Source organism: Flavobacterium sp. KACC 22761 (assembly GCF_034058155.1).
Lineage (GTDB): Bacteria > Bacteroidota > Bacteroidia > Flavobacteriales > Flavobacteriaceae > Flavobacterium.
In genome coordinates this window covers 1639000-1655740 of sequence record NZ_CP139148.1, presented here as the reverse complement: position 1 = coordinate 1655740, position 16741 = coordinate 1639000, and the positions used below count along the sequence as shown (strand labels likewise).

The 16741-nt window shown below is 34.8% G+C and carries 18 protein-coding genes; 17 read left to right on the top strand and 1 reads right to left on the bottom strand.

All coding sequences use genetic code 11. The features are described 5' to 3' along the window. Nucleotides 1-12: 12 nt before the first annotated feature. The gene (locus SCB73_RS07280) at nucleotides 13-1266 is read right to left on the bottom strand and encodes an NAD(P)/FAD-dependent oxidoreductase (RefSeq protein ID WP_320569409.1); all 1254 of its coding nucleotides are present in this window, start codon (nucleotides 1264-1266) and stop codon (nucleotides 13-15) included. 101 nt (nucleotides 1267-1367) lie between these two features. On the opposite strand from SCB73_RS07280, the gene flxA reads away from it, so the two are divergent. From flxA to SCB73_RS07195, 17 genes are all read left to right on the top strand, one after another. Beyond that, nucleotides 1368-2891, top strand: a complete 1524-nt coding sequence (gene flxA, locus SCB73_RS07275) for a flexirubin biosynthesis tyrosine ammonia-lyase FlxA (RefSeq protein WP_320569408.1) — start codon at nucleotides 1368-1370, stop codon at nucleotides 2889-2891. A 33-nt stretch (nucleotides 2892-2924) separates the two neighbouring features. Continuing rightward, the gene (locus SCB73_RS07270; protein WP_320569407.1) at nucleotides 2925-4145 is read left to right on the top strand and encodes a WG repeat-containing protein; all 1221 of its coding nucleotides are present in this window, start codon (nucleotides 2925-2927) and stop codon (nucleotides 4143-4145) included. 35 nt (nucleotides 4146-4180) lie between these two features. Beyond that, a complete protein-coding gene (gene flxB / locus SCB73_RS07265; protein WP_320569406.1) occupies nucleotides 4181-4912 on the top strand; it encodes a flexirubin biosynthesis SDR family reductase FlxB in 732 nt (243 codons plus the stop codon). A gap of 221 nt (nucleotides 4913-5133) precedes the next feature. Further along, nucleotides 5134-6369 (top strand): beta-ketoacyl-[acyl-carrier-protein] synthase family protein, encoded by a 1236-nt coding sequence (locus SCB73_RS07260; protein WP_320569405.1) that lies wholly within the window; start codon nucleotides 5134-5136, stop codon nucleotides 6367-6369. Continuing rightward, nucleotides 6362-6616 (top strand): acyl carrier protein, encoded by a 255-nt coding sequence (locus SCB73_RS07255; protein WP_320569404.1) that lies wholly within the window; start codon nucleotides 6362-6364, stop codon nucleotides 6614-6616. The genes SCB73_RS07260 and SCB73_RS07255 overlap by 8 nt, the downstream gene beginning before the upstream one ends. Next, the gene (locus SCB73_RS07250) at nucleotides 6616-7494 is read left to right on the top strand and encodes an LpxL/LpxP family acyltransferase (protein ID WP_320569403.1); all 879 of its coding nucleotides are present in this window, start codon (nucleotides 6616-6618) and stop codon (nucleotides 7492-7494) included. Before SCB73_RS07255 ends, SCB73_RS07250 begins: the two co-directional genes overlap by 1 nt. Before the next feature lie 514 nt (nucleotides 7495-8008). After that, entirely contained in the window at nucleotides 8009-8911 is a 903-nt protein-coding gene (locus SCB73_RS07245) for an NADPH-dependent FMN reductase family protein (RefSeq protein WP_320569402.1), read from the top strand. A 19-nt stretch (nucleotides 8912-8930) separates the two neighbouring features. After that, nucleotides 8931-10064, top strand: a complete 1134-nt coding sequence (gene darB, locus SCB73_RS07240; RefSeq protein ID WP_320569401.1) for a dialkylresorcinol biosynthesis protein DarB — start codon at nucleotides 8931-8933, stop codon at nucleotides 10062-10064. Continuing rightward, nucleotides 10064-10495 carry a hotdog family protein gene (locus SCB73_RS07235; RefSeq protein WP_320569400.1) on the top strand — a complete coding sequence of 144 codons (432 nt, stop codon included), beginning with the start codon at nucleotides 10064-10066 and terminating at the stop codon, nucleotides 10493-10495. Before darB ends, SCB73_RS07235 begins: the two co-directional genes overlap by 1 nt. Before the next feature lie 120 nt (nucleotides 10496-10615). Next, on the top strand, nucleotides 10616-11080 hold the full coding sequence (locus SCB73_RS07230) for a hotdog family protein (protein ID WP_320569399.1): 465 nt from the start codon (nucleotides 10616-10618) through the stop codon (nucleotides 11078-11080). Nucleotides 11081-11105: 25 nt separating this feature from the next. Continuing rightward, on the top strand, nucleotides 11106-11510 hold the full coding sequence (DarG, locus tag SCB73_RS07225; protein WP_320569398.1) for a flexirubin biosynthesis protein DarG: 405 nt from the start codon (nucleotides 11106-11108) through the stop codon (nucleotides 11508-11510). Further along, nucleotides 11510-12508 carry a BtrH-related acyltransferase DarH gene (gene darH / locus SCB73_RS07220; protein ID WP_320569397.1) on the top strand — a complete coding sequence of 333 codons (999 nt, stop codon included), beginning with the start codon at nucleotides 11510-11512 and terminating at the stop codon, nucleotides 12506-12508. The genes DarG and darH overlap by 1 nt, the downstream gene beginning before the upstream one ends. Before the next feature lie 7 nt (nucleotides 12509-12515). Further along, nucleotides 12516-13268 (top strand): ABC transporter ATP-binding protein, encoded by a 753-nt coding sequence (locus SCB73_RS07215; RefSeq protein ID WP_320569396.1) that lies wholly within the window; start codon nucleotides 12516-12518, stop codon nucleotides 13266-13268. Further along, nucleotides 13258-14541 (top strand): ABC transporter permease, encoded by a 1284-nt coding sequence (locus tag SCB73_RS07210; RefSeq protein WP_320569395.1) that lies wholly within the window; start codon nucleotides 13258-13260, stop codon nucleotides 14539-14541. Before SCB73_RS07215 ends, SCB73_RS07210 begins: the two co-directional genes overlap by 11 nt. Continuing rightward, nucleotides 14516-14965, top strand: coding sequence for an acyl-CoA thioesterase (locus SCB73_RS07205; protein ID WP_320569394.1), 450 nt, complete (start codon nucleotides 14516-14518; stop codon nucleotides 14963-14965). Before SCB73_RS07210 ends, SCB73_RS07205 begins: the two co-directional genes overlap by 26 nt. Nucleotides 14966-15065: 100 nt before the next feature. Then, complete coding sequence (locus SCB73_RS07200) at nucleotides 15066-16202, top strand: beta-ketoacyl-[acyl-carrier-protein] synthase family protein (RefSeq protein ID WP_320569393.1); 1137 nt, start codon at nucleotides 15066-15068, stop codon at nucleotides 16200-16202. Continuing rightward, the gene (locus SCB73_RS07195) at nucleotides 16202-16738 is read left to right on the top strand and encodes a hypothetical protein (protein WP_320569392.1); all 537 of its coding nucleotides are present in this window, start codon (nucleotides 16202-16204) and stop codon (nucleotides 16736-16738) included. The genes SCB73_RS07200 and SCB73_RS07195 overlap by 1 nt, the downstream gene beginning before the upstream one ends. The last annotated feature ends 3 nt before the right edge of the window (nucleotides 16739-16741 follow it).

Sequence of the window (16741 nt, the reverse complement as noted above, 5' to 3'; positions counted from 1 at the left end):
AAAAAGCCCTGATTATTCAGGGCTTTTTTGTTCTTTTTGCATGTTTAGTAAATAGGCCATATTTGCAATAACATGATCGTGTTTTTTCACAAAAGGATTTTCTTCATTCCAGACATATCCAGCTAAAACCGAACAAATTTTTTCTTTCACATCTGGATTTTCTGGCTGATGAAAAAACAAAGTCTGTAAATTTCCTGTGTACCATTCTTGAACATAAGTCGTGAAAACAGCAATACCACGTTTCATATATTGCGTAAACTCCACTTCCCAATCTACAGGAATTCCTTGTGATTCTTTCAAATATAATTTTGCTGCCAACATTCCAGATTCAGTTGCAAAAGCAACTCCTGAAGAAAATACTGGGTCTAGAAATTCAGAGCTGTTTCCCGTCAAAGCAAAACCATCGCCGTACATTCTTTTTACCGCTCTTGAATAATTTTCCAATTTTACTGGCTCGAACAAAAACTCAGTTCCTTTAAATCTTTTGATGTAATAATCTGATTTCTGAATCGCATTTCGCAACGCTTCAGCATTATCTTTATTTTCAGAAAGCGAATTGATAAAATCAGTCGGGCCAACAACTCCCAAACTTGTGTTTCCATTTGAAAACGGAATAACCCAAAGCCAAACCTCGGTTTCTAAAATATCAAACGAAATTTGAGTTCCCTCCTCGCCTTCTTCTCTATTAATATCTTTTACATGCGTAAAAATCGAAGAATGCGGATCTAGTTTTGAAGGCGTATCCAAATCTAAAAGTCTTGGCAAAACACGTCCGTATCCGCTGGAATCAACGATAAATTTGGCGTGGATTTCTTTTAAATTTCCATCTTTGTCTTTTACAATTGTTTTCGAGTTTTTTCCTTCAAAAGAAACTTCTAAAACTTCAGTTTCAAATTCTAAATCAATTCCTTTTCGAACTACTTCCTGCGCCATAGTGTTGTCAAAATCAGCACGTGGCACTTGCCAAGTCCAATCCCAACCTTCTCCAAATTTTTGACTAAAATCAAAAACGCAAATTTCTTCGCCTCTAATAAAACGGGCTCCAAGTTTTTTCTCAAAGTTCATCGCGTTTAGCGCATCATAAAGCTCTGCCTCTGCAAAATGATCCATCACTCGCGGAATAAGGCTCTCGCCAACCACCAATCTTGGGAATTTTGCTTTTTCTACAACTTTAACTTTGACATTATTTTTATGAAGATACGATGCAGAAACACATCCTGAAGGTCCTGCACCAATCACTAAAACATCAACAAACTCCTGTGTCATAATAAAAATGTTATGAATTATTAACTTACATTTGCGTTCATCAAAATAACTACAATTATTTTGATAAATAAAATTAAATTAGCACAATCAAATACGGTTTAATGAACACAATTAATGAATATTTAAGTTTAGCAGAATTCGAGTCAATCATTTTTGGAAATAACAAAGTTGCAATCAGTGATGTAGTTTTAAATCGAGTAAAAGAAAGCTTTAATTTCTTGAAAGAATTTTCAGGAAACAAAATAATATATGGTGTAAATACTGGCTTTGGGCCAATGGCTCAATATAGAATTAAAGAGTCAGATCAAATTCAGCTGCAATACAATTTAATCAGAAGCCACTCTTCTGGAACAGGAAAACCATTAAGTCCAGTTTGCGCAAAAGCGGCGATCTTGGCACGTTTGAACACGCTTTCATTAGGAAATTCAGGAGTTCACCCCTCAGTGATCCACTTGATGGCAGAACTTATTAATAGAGATATTACGCCTCTAATTTTTGAGCACGGTGGCGTTGGTGCGAGTGGTGATTTAGTACAATTATCACACTTGGCTCTAGTATTAATTGGCGAAGGCGAAGTTTTTTATAAAGGCGGAAGAAGACCAACCCGTGATGTTTTTGCCATTGAAGATTTAAAACCAATTCAAGTTGAAATCAGAGAAGGTTTGGCTTTAATCAACGGAACTTCTGTAATGACAGGAATTGGTGTTGTGAATGTTCATCATGCTAAAAAATTATTAGATTGGTCATTAAAATCTTCTTGTGCTATTAACGAATTGGTTCAGGCCTATGACGATCACTTTTCGGCAGAATTAAACCAAACGAAACGCCACAAAGGACAACAAGAAATTGCAGAAAGAATGAGACAAAATCTTTCTGATAGTACTTTGATCCGCAAAAGAGAAGATCACTTATATTCTGGAGAGAACACTGAGGAAATTTTCAAAGAAAAAGTTCAGGAATATTATTCATTAAGATGCGTTCCACAAATTTTGGGACCAGTTTTAGAAACCATAAATAATGTCGCTTCAATTTTAGAAGACGAATTCAACTCGGCAAACGACAACCCTATAATTGACGTAAAAAATCAGCACGTTTATCATGGAGGAAATTTCCACGGAGATTATATTTCGCTTGAAATGGACAAACTGAAAATCGTTATTACAAAATTAACAATGCTGGCAGAACGTCAATTGAATTATTTATTGAATTCAAAAATCAACGAAATTCTTCCTCCATTTGTAAACTTAGGAACATTAGGATTTAATTTCGGAATGCAAGGTGTTCAATTTACCGCAACCTCAACAACTGCCGAAAGTCAAATGTTGTCGAACCCAATGTACGTGCACAGTATCCCAAACAACAATGACAATCAAGACATTGTAAGCATGGGAACAAACGCAGCGGTAATTACTTCGAAAGTGATCGAAAATGCTTTTGAAGTTTTGGCAATCGAAATGATTACCATCGTTCAAGCAATTGATTATTTAGGCCAAAAAGACAAAATTTCATCGGTTACTAAAAAGTGGTACGATGATGTTCGCCGTATTATTCCGGAATTTAAGGAAGATCAAGTAATGTATCCTTTTGTTCAAAAAGTAAAAGATTATTTAATCAACAATTTGTAGTATATTTCATGCTATTAATTAAAATTAAAAATCATGAAAAAACCGCTTATTTTTTTGCTACTAGTTTTCATTCAATTTGTTAATAGTCAAGAACTGGCATTAGTCAAAAAGAATTCAAAAATTGGATATATTTCCAAAGACGGATCTTTTAAAATCGAGCCTCAATTCAAATCGGCCCGAAGTTTTTCTGAAGGATTGGCTGCTGTCGAAAACAATGGAAAATGGGGCTTTATTGATGCAAAAGGAACATGGGTAATTCCAGCCGATTTTAATAATGCTAAAGATTTTAACAGCGGAATTGCAATCGTGCAAAAAGATAAGGAATGGGTTTACATCAACACAAAAGGAGAAATCCAAAAAGCTCCAGCCACTGAAAAATTATTTGATTTTAATGATGGTGTTGCTTTTATCAGACAAAACAACAAAGTGGGTTTGATCAACAATAAAATGGCCATTGTTTTAGAACCAAAATACGATCAAATCAAACCTTTTGAAAATGGTTTTGCCCGAGTGGAACTAAACAAAAACTGGGGGATTATTAATACCGAAGGAAAAGAATTAGTTGAACCTGCTTATGCCGAAGTTGGAAATTATTTCAAAAACACAACTTGGGCCAGAAAAGACAAAACTTTTGGTTTAGTAAATGCCGGAAAATTTATTCCAGTTGATGGCGCCGAAAAAATCTGGGATTTTGAAACTCAGGATTTGACATTTGCTAAAAAGAATGGAAAAATCGGATACATCGATTTAAAAGGAAATTGGGTAATTCTACCTATATATGATAAAGGAAAAGCTTTTTCTAAAAACTTAGCTCCGGTTTTAGTTGGAAAAAAATGGGGATTCATTAATCCAGAAGGAAAATTTGTAATTGAACCTACTTATAATGATGCCGAAGTTTTCAGTACAAACGGATTGGCTCCAGTGAAAGAAAGCAATTGGGGATTCATAAACGAATCTGGAAAATTAGTAATCCCAACGCAATACGGCATCACAACAAATGCCATTATTGCCATGTTTACAGACCAAGACAAAGGATTTATTGATGGCGTTGCACGAGTAAAAAACGAAGGAAAATGGGGTTTCTTAAAACCAGACGGAACAGTTTTAAGCAATCAATGGTTTGAAAACGCCGAACTGTTTTCTAAATCAGAAAGAAAACAAGCCACTGAAACTCCTGCTGAAAAACAAGAAGCCAAACAAGAAGCCAAACCTGCTTCAAAAACGGCAAAAAAACCAGTTGCCAAGAAAAAATAACAATATTTAGCCCCAAATAAAAAAAATCTTAAGTAATGAAATGTGTATTAGTAACAGGCGGTTCGAGAGGAATTGGAAGTGCAATTTGCAAAAAACTAGCCGTTGAATCTGATTATCATATTCTGATCAATTATCATTCAAACCAAACCGCTGCCGAAGAAACACTTCAGGAAATACAAAAATTAGGTGCAACTGGAGAAATATTGGGTTTTGATGTCTCTAATTTTGAACAAGTACAAGAAGTTTTAACAAAATGGCAGGACGACAATCCCGAAGCTCTAGTTGAAGCTATTGTAAACAATGCCGGAATTACAAAAGATGGCCTTTTTATGTGGATGACGCCACAAGACTGGAATAGTGTAATGAATACAAGTACAAACGGTTTTTTTAATGTAACGCAGTTTTTTATCCAAAAAATGTTGCGCAACAAATATGGCCGAATCGTAAATATAGTTTCGGTTTCTGGAGTTAAGGGAACTGCAGGACAAACCAATTATTCGGCAGCAAAAGGCGCTATTGTTGCCGCAACAAAAGCTTTGGCACAAGAAGTGGCCAAACGAAACATTACAGTAAATGCCGTAGCACCAGGTTTTATTAGAACCGACATGACAAGCCAGCTTGACGAAAAAGAATTATTAAAACTGATTCCGGTAAATCGTTTTGGCGAAGCCGAGGAAGTTGCTGATTTGGTAAGCTTTTTGATTTCTAAAAAAGCAAGTTATATCACAGGTGAAATTATAAACATAAACGGAGGAATATATTCTTAATAGTCGCTATGTTTGCGAAGTTATTTTTAAGTTTTGTCTTTAAAACCGAAAATTGCTCGCAAAGACGCGAAGTCGCAAAGTTTTATTTATAAGACTTTGAAAAAGAAAAAACTTTGCGACTTCGCATCTTTGCGAGATTAAAATATAAAGAATAGCAAAAATAAACTTTGCGAGATTAAAAAAAATTACACTTTAAGGATAAAAAATTACTTTGAAAGACCATGAATAAGAGAGTTGTAATTACTGGAATGGGAATTTATTCTTGTATCGGAACTTCTTTAGATGAAGTAAAGGAATCATTATACAACGGAAAATCAGGTGTTAAATTTGATTCTGACCGAAAAGAATTTGGTTTCCAATCGGCTTTGACCGGAATGGTTCCAAAAGCTGATTTAAAAAATTTATTGACACGAAGACAACGTATGAGCATCGGTGAAGAAACTGAATATGCATATATGGCAACTATAGAAGCTTTAAAAAATGCTAATATCGACGACGCCTTTTTCGAAAATCGCGAAGTCGGAATTATGTACGGAAATGACAGCGTTTCTAAAGCAATCATTGACGCGACAGACATTGTTCGCGAGAAAAAAGACACTGCATTAATTGGTTCTGGAGCGATTTTCAAATCGATGAATTCTACCGTTACCATGAATCTTTCAACGATTTTTAAACTTCGTGGAATCAATTTAACCGTAAGTGCAGCCTGCGCGAGCGGTTCACATTCTATTGGACTAGCATATTTTTTAATAAAAAGCGGCTTTCAAGATATCATAATTACCGGCGGTGCGCAGGAAATCAACAAATATGCGATGAGCAGTTTTGATGGTTTAGGTGTTTTTTCGAACAGAGAAAGCGATCCTGAAAAAGCTTCTCGCCCATTCGACAAAGATCGCGATGGATTGATTCCGAGTGGTGGTGGCGCAACTTTAATTTTGGAAAGCTACGAATCTGCAATTGCTAGAGGCGCGAATATTATTGCCGAAGTTTCCGGTTATGGATTTTCATCAAACGGAGGACATATCTCGACTCCAAACGTTGAAGGGCCGGCAACCGCAATGCAACGCGCACTCGACGAAGCAAACTTAAAAGCATCAGACATTGAATACATAAATGCGCACGCTACCTCAACTCCAGTTGGTGATGCAAACGAAGCCAAAGCTATCTTTGAAGTTTTTGGTGAGAAAAATCCTCCTGTAAGTTCTACAAAATCAATGACAGGCCACGAATGCTGGATGGCCGGAGCAAGCGAAATCATTTATTCTATTATAATGATGCAGAACGATTTCATTGCTCCAAACATCAATTTGGAGAATCCAGATGAAGATGCGATGAAATTAAATTTAGTTAAAACTACGTTAAACAAAAAATTTGACATATTTTTGTCCAATTCTTTCGGTTTCGGAGGAACCAACTCTGCGTTGGTGGTTAAAAAGTTTAAATTGGACAATGAATAAAGAAGAGATTATAACGAAAATTAATGGTTTTTTGGTTGATGAATTTGAAGTAGATAATGACGAAATTGAACCAGATGCTAATTTAAAAGATACACTTGGGTTAGATAGTTTAGATTATGTTGATTTAGTAGTTTCAATAGAATCTAACTTTGGTGTAAAACTAGTAGAGGCTGATTTCGTTGGTATCGCAACTTTTCAAAACTTCTATGACTTGATCGAAGCCAAACTAAAAGCTAAAACCGCTTAATGAGTCAATGGGATGGCAAATCAAAAGGTACAGTTTTAGGCTATAGAATATTCGTTTTTTTGATACAAAAAGCGGGTGTTAAATCTGCTTATGTCTTACTTTATTTTGTTGCTTCTTATTATTTTCTGTTTTTAAAGAAAAGCAATAAAGCGATTTTTTACTATTTCAAAGAAAGACTTAACTATTCCAATTTCCAGTCAAAAAAAATGGTTTTCAAAAGTTATTACACTTTTGGACAAACTATTATTGACAAAATTTCTATTTCGGCCGGGCTTCGAAATAAATTCACTTACGAGTTTGACGGAATCGAAATCCTGAAAAAACTTTTGGCAGAGAAAAAAGGTGGCGTCTTAATTAGCGCTCACGTTGGAAATTTTGAAATTGCCGAACACTTTTTTGGCGACATCGATCTTGATTTTCAAATCAATTTGGTTACGACCGATTTAGAACATTCGGCAATCAAGAATTATCTGGAAAGCGTTACGAAAAAATCTGCTGTAAAATTTATTATCATCAAAGACGATTTGTCTCATATTTTTGAAATCAATTCGGCTTTGGCCAATAATGAATTGGTTTGTTTTACTGGCGATCGTTATTTTGAAGGAACAAAATCCCTCTCTGAAGAAATTTTGGGTAAAGAAGCCAATTTCCCGGCCGGCCCATTCTTAATCGCTTCGAGATTAAAAGTTCCTGTTGTTTTTGTTTATGTAATGAAAGAACCAAATCTTCATTATCATTTATACGCACGCGAAGCAACAGTAAAACACCGCGACGAAAAAGGTTTATTAAAGGAATACGTAAAAAGTGTTGAAAGCATTCTGCAAAAATATCCACTGCAGTGGTTCAATTATTTCGATTTTTGGAATGATTTAGCATAACTGCTTAAAGAAATCTCGCAAAGACGCGAAGTCGCAAAGTTTTTTCTCATTTTTGTCATTTCGACGAAGGAGAAATCTTCGCAAGTAGCTCCGTTCCTATAAGCCAATCTTTGTAGAGCTCCTCGTGGAGATTTCTCCTTCGTCGAAATGACAAACTGCACTTTAAAATTCATTTTAAATTAACCTTTGCGACTTCGCGACTTTGCGAGATTTGAAACGTACTTAGTTTTTTGCCACGAATTCCACTAATTTCCATTAATTTTTTAAGCACAATCCTATAGCCCGTGGTTTCAACCACGGGAACACAAAGATTATTATGATTCGTTTTCCCCAGTTGAAACCGCGGACTATGTTTAGATTATATGTTTTTAAACTCTTTATTTTCGTAATTATTTTTCGAATTAATTCGTGAAAATTAGTGTAATTCGTGGCAGAAAACATTCTATTAAACAAGAAAATTCGTTTAAAATAATTTACTTATTTTTGTTCGCAACCAAAGAAAGTAAACCTAAAAATGAAAAATGTTCTCGTTATTTATTATTCCCAATCTGGACAACTGGAATCGATTGCTCGCAACATTGCAAAACCTTTTCTGAATTCAGATGAAATCAACGTAACTTTTCATGAAATTCAATTAGAAAAACCGTTTCCTTTTCCGTGGAACAAAACCACTTTTTTTGATGCTTTTCCAGAATCTTTTCTGCAAATTCCAACAGCTTTAAAACCAGTTCCGAACGAAATTCTAAATACAAAATTTGATCTTGTTTTGTTGCATTATCAAGTTTGGTATTTAACGCCGTCAATTCCTATGAACTCTTTCCTGAAAAGTCCTGAGGCTAAAATTATTCTCAACAACACGCCAGTTATTACCATAAACGGTTCAAGAAATATGTGGATAATGGCACAGGAAAAAGTAAAAGTTTTGTTGAAAGAAGCCAATGCAAAACTAGTTGGAAATGTAGCTTTAGTTGACCGCGTTGGAAATTTAATCAGCGTAATTACAATTGTAAACTGGATGTTTTCGGGAGTTAAAAAACGCTATTTAGGCTTTTTTCCGTTGCCTGGCGTTTCGGATAAAGACATTCAGGAATCAGATAAATTTGGAGAAGTGATGCTTTCGCAATTCGAACAAAACAAATTAGACGATTTACAGCCAAAATTAGCCGAAATTGGAGCCGTAAAAATCAGTCCGTATTTAGTGACTGTAGACAAAACCGCTAATAAAATCTTTAATAAATGGTCTAATTTCATTTACAAGAATCAAAAAAACAGAAAACTGCTTCTTAAATTATTTTATGTTTATTTATTCCTTGCAATATGGGTAATCTCGCCAATAGTATATATATTGCATGTTATTAGCTACCCGTTTAAGATTACAACTATAAAAAAAGAAACTCAATACTATCAAGGGGTTTAGAAGAGGAGAAAATTATATTATGTTTGACGTATATATTACCAAAGCCGCAAAATATTTGCCGAATGAAGCTGTTTCAAACGATGAAATGGAGAATTATTTAGGGCTAATAAACGATACTGCTTCAAAAGCAAGACGTATTATTTTGCGCAATAATAAAATTACAAGCCGCTATTATGCCGTTGACAAAAATGGCGTAAGCACGCACACCAATGCCGAACTGGCAAAAAGCGCAATTGAAAAGCTATTTGACAAAAATTTCACTGACCAGGATTTAGAAGTGTTGTCTTGTGGAACTTCGTCACCAGATGTTTTTGCACCTTCGCACGCCGCAATGGTTCACGGATTATTAAAAAACAAATCGGTTGAGCTGAACTCTTCTTCTGGAATTTGCTGTTCTGGAATGAATGCCTTGAAATATGGTTTTCTCTCCATAAAATCTGGAAATTCAAAAAATGCTGTTTGTACAGGATCTGAAAAAGTTTCGACTTGGCTTTCGGCACAACAATACAATCAGGAAATCATCAACTTAAAAAATCTGGAAGAACAACCTATTATTGCTTTCAAAAAAGATTTTTTGCGTTGGATGTTATCAGACGGAGCTGGTGCTTTTTTATTAGAAAATAAACCAAGCGGCGACATTTCTCTGAAAATCGAATGGATGGAAGCGTATTCGTATGCATTCGAATTGGAAACCTGCATGTATGCCGGCGGAGATAAACTAGAAAACGGAGAAATAAAACCGTGGAGCGATTATAAACCTGAGCAATTGCTAAACGAATCTGTTCTGGCAGTAAAACAGGATGTAAAACTCCTGGATGAATTTATTCTGCCAAAAGGTGTCGAAAGTATGACCGACGCAATGGCAAAACACAATGTTACTGCCGATGATGTTGATTACTTTTTACCACACGTTTCTTCATATTTTTTTGTTGAAGGACTAAAAAAGGGATTAGACGAAAAAGGTGTTGTAATTCCATCTGAAAAATGGTTCATGAACCTTTTGAAAGTTGGAAACGTGGGCTCTGCCTCCATTTATATTGCAGTTGAAGAATTAATGAATTCTGGAAAATTGAAAAAAGGAGACAAAATTTTATTGTCGGTTCCAGAAAGCGGGCGTTTTTCATTTGCTTATGCATATTTAACTGTTTGCTAATGGAAACCGTTGTACTTTTAGAAAAAGAAGCCGTCGAAAATCTACTTCCGCAAAAATTTCCTTTTGTAATGGTCGATCGTATGTTTTCGTATTCAGAAACGGGATTAATTTCTGGTTTGAAAATTCAGAATGACAATATTTTTTTAGAAGAAAACACTTTTTTAGAAGCAGGCTTAGTGGAGCATATGGCGCAATCTGTCGCTTTGCACACCGGTTATCAGTTTTTTTTGAAAAACGAAACCGCACCAACCGGATATATTGGTTCTATTAAAGATATTCAGATAAAAAAACTGCCAAAAATCAACGATATAATTCAGTCGAATGTTACCATTTTACAAGAATTTGCCGGAGTAACTTTAGTGGATATTGTGACTTTTTTAAATGATGAAGAAATTGCAAACGGACAAATGAAAACCGTTTTAGCAAAATAAATAAGTCAAAAGTTTAAAAGTCATAAAGTCAAAAGCCTGAAAATCTATTTACAATGTCAAAAATCGAAATATTGAATTTTTAAAATGTTATAATTAAATTTTAGTGACTGCTTAAAAAACATGAAAGTTGGAATCGACATACAAAATTATTTACCGCACCGCGCTCCAATGCTGATGGTAGACTTGATTTTGGAAATTGATGCCAATTCTGTTGAAACCGAATTTTTAATCAAAGAAGACAATATTTTTGTTGATAAAGGCATTTTAATAGAAGCCGGATTAATCGAAAATACAGCACAAACCTGTTCATCTATTGTTGGAAAAAAATATTTTTTTGAAGAAGATGGAACTGAAAATGAAAACGTAAATGTGATTGGTTTTATCAGCGCTTTAAAGAATTTAAAAATACATTCATTACCAAAAGTTGACGATGTCATAACGACCAAAGCAACTTTGGTTTCAAAATTTGTTGGCGACGATTATACTTTGTGTACCATGAGTTGCGAAAGTTTATTGGAAGACAAAATACTATTAGAATGCGAAATTAATTTGTTTATTCAAAAGACGATTTCGGCGACAACTTAAATGCTAAATTGAAAACAAAACCGTCATGGAAAAAGAAAATGTACCGCAGCACGATGGAAATTTAAGCAAAAAAAATCTCAAAGAATTGGTTTATGCAACCGATGAAAACGGCAATTATACAACCGCTTTGAGTACGGGTTGGGAACCAAAAGCCATTGCACTTTCAAACGCAATTGACAATATAAAAGAACGTGCCGAAGAAGCAAAACAAAAAGTGCTAAACGGAGAAGTAAGCCCGATTTGTTATTTTATGGAATTGAATAAAATGGATTTGGGAATTCTCGCGGGTTATGTCGAAATGTGGAAATGGCGCGTAAAAAGACATTTTAAACCTTCCGTTTTTGCCAAACTAAACGACAAAACTTTACAAAAATATGCCGACGCTTTTGATATTTCAATTGCCGAATTAAAAAATAGTATCACAAAATAATGCAAGTTACTTTTACACATCATCAATCTGCTCATTGTGAAAACGGAGTAGCTTCAAACCTCTTAAAAAACAGCGGACTCAATATCAGCGAACCGATGGTTTTCGGAATTGGTTCGGGACTTTTTTTTGTGTATTTGCCTTTCTTAAAAGTAAATCATGCGCCGGCAATCAGTTATAGAACTTTGCCTGGACATATTTTTAATAAAGTGGCCAATCGTCTAAATCTTAAAATAAAAAGACAAAAATTTTCTTCGGTTGCCAATGCTAACAAAGCTTTAGAAGAAAATCTAAAAAATAATATTCCAACCGGACTTCAAGTCGGCGTATATCATCTGAGTTATTTTCCAGATGAATATCGCTTTCATTTCAACGCGCACAATTTAGTCGTTTACGGCAAAACCGAAACCGATTATTTGATTAGCGATCCGGTGATGGAAACCGTTACCACTTTGACGCACGAAGAAATGGATAAAGTTCGTTTTGCCAAAGGTGCGTTTGCGCCACGTGGACAAATGTATTATCCGATTCAGATTCCGTCAACTGTCGATTTAAAAAGTGCGATTATAAAAGGAATCAAAAATACCTGTCGCGATATGTTGGCGCCAATGCCAATTGTAGGTGTTCGCGGAATCAAAATGGTTTCACGTCAAATTCGAAAATGGCCAAAGAAACACGGTGTTCGAAAAGCCAATCATTATCTGGCGCAAATGGTTCGCATGCAGGAAGAAATTGGAACTGGAGGCGGAGGTTTCCGATTTATTTACGCCGCGTTTTTACAAGAAGCCTCGGTTGTTTTAGGAAACGAAGAATTAAAAAATCTTTCGAAAGAAATGACACAAATTGGCGATTCATGGCGTGATTTTGCCGTTGAAGCTTCCAGAATTTATAAAAACCGAAGCGCCAAAGAAGACGCTTACAACGCCATTGCCGATGAACTTTTGGACATTGCGAATCGCGAAGAAATCTTTTTCAAAAAACTAAAAAAAGCAATCAGCTAATTATATTTTGAATTCCATTATAAAAATAGAATCTCTTTCGAAAAAGTACAAAGATGCCGATCAGTTTTCTTTGAACGATGTTTCGCTGGAAATAAATGAAGGCCAAATTTTTGGATTGCTAGGTCCGAATGGTGCTGGAAAAACCACTTTAATTTCGATGCTCTGCGGGTTGATAAAACCCACTTCGGGACATTTTTCCATTGATGATTTAGATTATCATCACCATGCTTCGAAAATCAAAAAAATCATTGGTGTTGTTCCTCAGGAATATGCTTTGTATCCAACTTTGACGGCGAGAGAAAATCTGCATTATTTTGGAAGTATGTACGGTTTGAAAGGTTCGGATTTGAAAGATAAAGTAATCGAAACTTTGGATCTTTTGGGTTTATTAAAATTTGCCGATAAACAAATTCATACTTTTTCTGGCGGAATGAAACGCCGTGTGAATTTGATTGCCGGAATTCTGCACAACCCGAAAGTTTTGTTTTTGGATGAACCAACTGTTGGTGTTGACGTTCAGTCAAAAAATGCCATTATCGATTATCTTAAAGTTTTAAATCAAAACGGAACTACAATTATTTATACCTCACATCATTTGGCGGAAGCCGAAGATTTCTGTACCAATATTGCCATTTTAGACCAAGGCAAAATTTTTGCAAAAGGAACTCCAAAAACCTTAATCGACACAACAGAAAATGCTCGAAATCTCGAAGACGTTTTTATTTCATTAACCGGAAAAGACCTGAGAGATGCTATATAAAATTTGGATGTCGATAGTAAAAGAATTTCTTTTATTAAAAAGAGATTTAGGCGGTTTGATTATTTTATTTATCATGCCGTTGGTTTTGGTTATTACGGTTACGATTATTCAAGACAGTACTTTTAAAACCGTCAGCGACAATAAAATTCAGATTTTATTGGTTGACAATGACAAAGGTTCAGTTTCCAAAACGGTTTTTGATAATCTGCAAAAGAATAATTTATTCAGCGTTGTCACCCAGCTTGACAATAAAACTATTACCGAAGAAGTCGCCAAAGAAAATGTCTATAAAGGAAAATTTCAATTGGCGATCGTAATTCCGAAAAACCTAAGTTCAGATTTGCAAGCAAAAGTCGATCAGAATGTAGAAAACATTGTGAGCAAAATGGGTTTTACAGACAGCGTTGCAAAACCTGAAAAGCAGAAAATAATTCAGCAAAAAGAAGTAAAATTATATTTTGATCCGGCGGTTCAGCTGAGTTTCAAAAATTCGGTGATGAGTTCGATTGACAAAATGATTTCGCAGATTGAAACCAAATCCATTTATACTGCTTTTCAAAACCAATTTGGCGAAGAAAACACAGAATTTGATCAAAAAAGTTTTATCACTTTCAAAGAAATAATTCCAAGAATAAACAATAAAGAAGTATTGCCAAATTCGGTGCAGCACAACGTTCCGGCCTGGACGCTTTTCGCTATATTTTTTATCGTGATTCCGCTTTCTATCAATATTGTAAAAGAAAAATCACAAGGAACTTTTGTCCGTTTATTGACCAATCCTGTTTCGAATTTAATTGTCATTATCGGCAAAACAATTACGTATTCAATCATTTGCATGATTCAGTTTTATATGATGGTTGCCGTTGCCATTTTCCTTTTTCCACACATTGGTTTGCCTCCGTTAAATATCGAAGGACATTTATTTTTAATGAGTGTTGTCGCTTTATTTTCAGGTTTTGCCGCGATCGGATTCGGAATTTTATTAGGAACTGTAGCAAGCACTCAGGAACAATCGGCTCCGTTTGGTGCAACGAGTGTAATTATTCTGGCCGCAATTGGAGGAATCTGGGTTCCGGTTTTTGCGATGCCAAAAATCATGCAGATCATTGCCAAATCCTCACCTATGAATTGGGGATTAGAAGCGTTTTATGATGTTTTATTGCGCAACGTTTCTTTCGTCGAAATCATTCCAAAAATAAGTTTGTTATTTTTGTTCTTTATAATCACCACTTCCATTGCCTTATTTTATGACAAAAAGAAAAGAACAGTATAACGAAGCCTCAAACTTAACCGTTTCACACGAAATCAGAATTCGTTTTAACGAAACTGATCCGCTTGGAATTGTTTGGCACGGCCATTATATTACCTATTTTGAAGACGGTCGTGAAGCCTTTGGACGCCAACACGGACTTACGTATTTGGATATTGCAAAAACAGGTTACACAACGCCAATTGTAAAATCTAAATGCGAACATAAATTGTCCTTGCGTTACGGCGATGTGGTAACAATCGAAACTACGGTTGTCGATACTCCAGCCGCGAAAATAATTTATCGCTTTAAAATTATTGATGATAAAGGTGAAGTCGCATGTACAGGCGAAACAACTCAGGTTTTTTTAGATAAAGAAGGGAATTTAATGCTGACGAATCCTCCTTTTTATGAGGAATGGAAAAAGAAAGTGGGATTATTAAAGTAAAACACAAATTTCACGAATTAGCACAAATTAAAAATCCGTGTAAATCTGCTTAAATCTGCGTCATCTGCGTGCCATAAAAACGCACAGAAATAAACATAAAATGTCAAAAGAAATATACATCACACAAACGAATTGTATCACGCCTTTAGGTTTTGATGTTGAATCGAACATCGAAGCGATTTTGCGTGGTGATTCAGGAATTCAGCTTCATAATGATATTTCTTTAATGCCAAATTCGTTTTATGCTTCCATTATTTCTGATGAAAAAATAAACAGTGCTTTTTCAAAAATCAGCGCTGAAACAAAATATTCCCGTTTAGAAAAAATGATGATTTTGGCTTTGGAGCCGATTATCAAAAATTCGGGAGTTGAATTGAATTCAAAAACCGCTTTTATACTTTCAACAACAAAAGGAAATGTAACCGCTTTAAAAGAGAATTCAGAAGAGAATTTTAATAACGCACATTTAGATGTTTTGGCAAAAAATATTGCCAATTTCTTCAGATTTAAAACTCAGCCAATTGTAGTTTCAAATGCCTGCGTTTCTGGAATTTTAGCCGTTTCTGTTGCTAAAAGAATGATTCAATCTGAACTTTATGATAATATTTTTGTTGTAGCGGGCGATGAAGTTTCCGAATTTGTTTTGTCTGGTTTTAATGCTTTTCAGGCAATGAGCGAATTGCCTTGTAAACCGTATTCTAAAAACAGAACCGGAGTGAGTTTGGGCGAAGCAACTTCTGCAGTTTTAGTTTCTGCGGAAGCCAAAAACGCTAAAATAAAAGTTATAGGCGATAGTTCGATTAACGATGCAAATCATATTTCTGGACCTTCAAGAACAGGCGAAGGTTTGTTCAGAAGTATTCAAAATGCTTTGAAAGAAGCAAATATTGAAGCCAACAAATTAGATTATATTTCAGCGCACGGAACCGCAACGCCTTTCAACGACGAAATGGAAGCGATTGCTTTAAATCGTTTGGATTTACAAAATGTTCCTGTAAACAGTTTAAAAGGATTTTACGGTCATACATTAGGCGCTTCCGGATTATTGGAAACGGTAATTGCGATTGAATCAGCCAATCGAAATATGCTTTTTGAATCGAAAGGTTTTGATGAAATTGGAGTTAGTGAAGTTGTAAATGTAATTGAGAAAAATGAAGAAGCAACTATTGAGTATTTTTTGAAAACGGCTTCTGGATTTGGAGGTTGTAATACGGCGGTTGTTTTTGAGAAAGTGTAATGAGAAGTTTAAAAAATTTAGATATTGAGAAAAGTATAGAAAAAAGCAAGCTAGTTTATACCGAAAGCTGGTTTGAGATAATTGATACTATACTTCTTCTAATGTTTTTTAGCTTTGGATTTATTTGTCCTTTTTTAGTTTATTTTGATCCACATCGAGATCATTCAAATACGGGAGGCGAATATTATCTACTTTTTTTTATGAGTTTCTTTTTCGCTTATGCAATTTATCGAAAATTGACCGAAAAACATCTTACCAAAATTATAAGTAAATATGACCTTGAAAAAAACAGAACAATTATTATTGAATATTGTAAGAAATTTGGGTTTCAAAAGGCCGTAAGTTCAAAAAAATTAGTAATTTATAATAAATCTGACAATCTTGCTATTAATAATTTGTATCAATCAAGCAGGATATTTATTTTGGACAAGAATGACATTTATATAACAATGATTAAGGAAGGTCATAAAACAAATTTTCCTGTTCTTATTTCACAAATAATTTTAAAGTGGGATATTAAGAAATTATGCCAATAAGGT

Excerpts from the sequence above, each read along its gene's own strand:
- SCB73_RS07280 (WP_320569409.1), bottom strand. The coding sequence starts at position 1,266 with ATGACACAGGAGTTTGTTGATGTTTTAGTGATTGGTGCAGGACCTTCA.
- flxA (WP_320569408.1), top strand. The coding sequence starts at position 1,368 with ATGAACACAATTAATGAATATTTAAGTTTAGCAGAATTCGAGTCAATC.
- SCB73_RS07270 (WP_320569407.1), top strand. The coding sequence starts at position 2,925 with ATGAAAAAACCGCTTATTTTTTTGCTACTAGTTTTCATTCAATTTGTT.
- flxB (WP_320569406.1), top strand. The coding sequence starts at position 4,181 with ATGAAATGTGTATTAGTAACAGGCGGTTCGAGAGGAATTGGAAGTGCA.
- SCB73_RS07260 (WP_320569405.1), top strand. The coding sequence starts at position 5,134 with ATGAATAAGAGAGTTGTAATTACTGGAATGGGAATTTATTCTTGTATC.
- SCB73_RS07255 (WP_320569404.1), top strand. The coding sequence starts at position 6,362 with ATGAATAAAGAAGAGATTATAACGAAAATTAATGGTTTTTTGGTTGAT.
- SCB73_RS07250 (WP_320569403.1), top strand. The coding sequence starts at position 6,616 with ATGAGTCAATGGGATGGCAAATCAAAAGGTACAGTTTTAGGCTATAGA.
- SCB73_RS07245 (WP_320569402.1), top strand. The coding sequence starts at position 8,009 with ATGAAAAATGTTCTCGTTATTTATTATTCCCAATCTGGACAACTGGAA.
- darB (WP_320569401.1), top strand. The coding sequence starts at position 8,931 with ATGTTTGACGTATATATTACCAAAGCCGCAAAATATTTGCCGAATGAA.
- SCB73_RS07235 (WP_320569400.1), top strand. The coding sequence starts at position 10,064 with ATGGAAACCGTTGTACTTTTAGAAAAAGAAGCCGTCGAAAATCTACTT.
- SCB73_RS07230 (WP_320569399.1), top strand. The coding sequence starts at position 10,616 with ATGAAAGTTGGAATCGACATACAAAATTATTTACCGCACCGCGCTCCA.
- DarG (WP_320569398.1), top strand. The coding sequence starts at position 11,106 with ATGGAAAAAGAAAATGTACCGCAGCACGATGGAAATTTAAGCAAAAAA.
- darH (WP_320569397.1), top strand. The coding sequence starts at position 11,510 with ATGCAAGTTACTTTTACACATCATCAATCTGCTCATTGTGAAAACGGA.
- SCB73_RS07210 (WP_320569395.1), top strand. The coding sequence starts at position 13,258 with ATGCTATATAAAATTTGGATGTCGATAGTAAAAGAATTTCTTTTATTA.
- SCB73_RS07205 (WP_320569394.1), top strand. The coding sequence starts at position 14,516 with ATGACAAAAAGAAAAGAACAGTATAACGAAGCCTCAAACTTAACCGTT.
- SCB73_RS07200 (WP_320569393.1), top strand. The coding sequence starts at position 15,066 with ATGTCAAAAGAAATATACATCACACAAACGAATTGTATCACGCCTTTA.
- SCB73_RS07195 (WP_320569392.1), top strand. The coding sequence starts at position 16,202 with ATGAGAAGTTTAAAAAATTTAGATATTGAGAAAAGTATAGAAAAAAGC.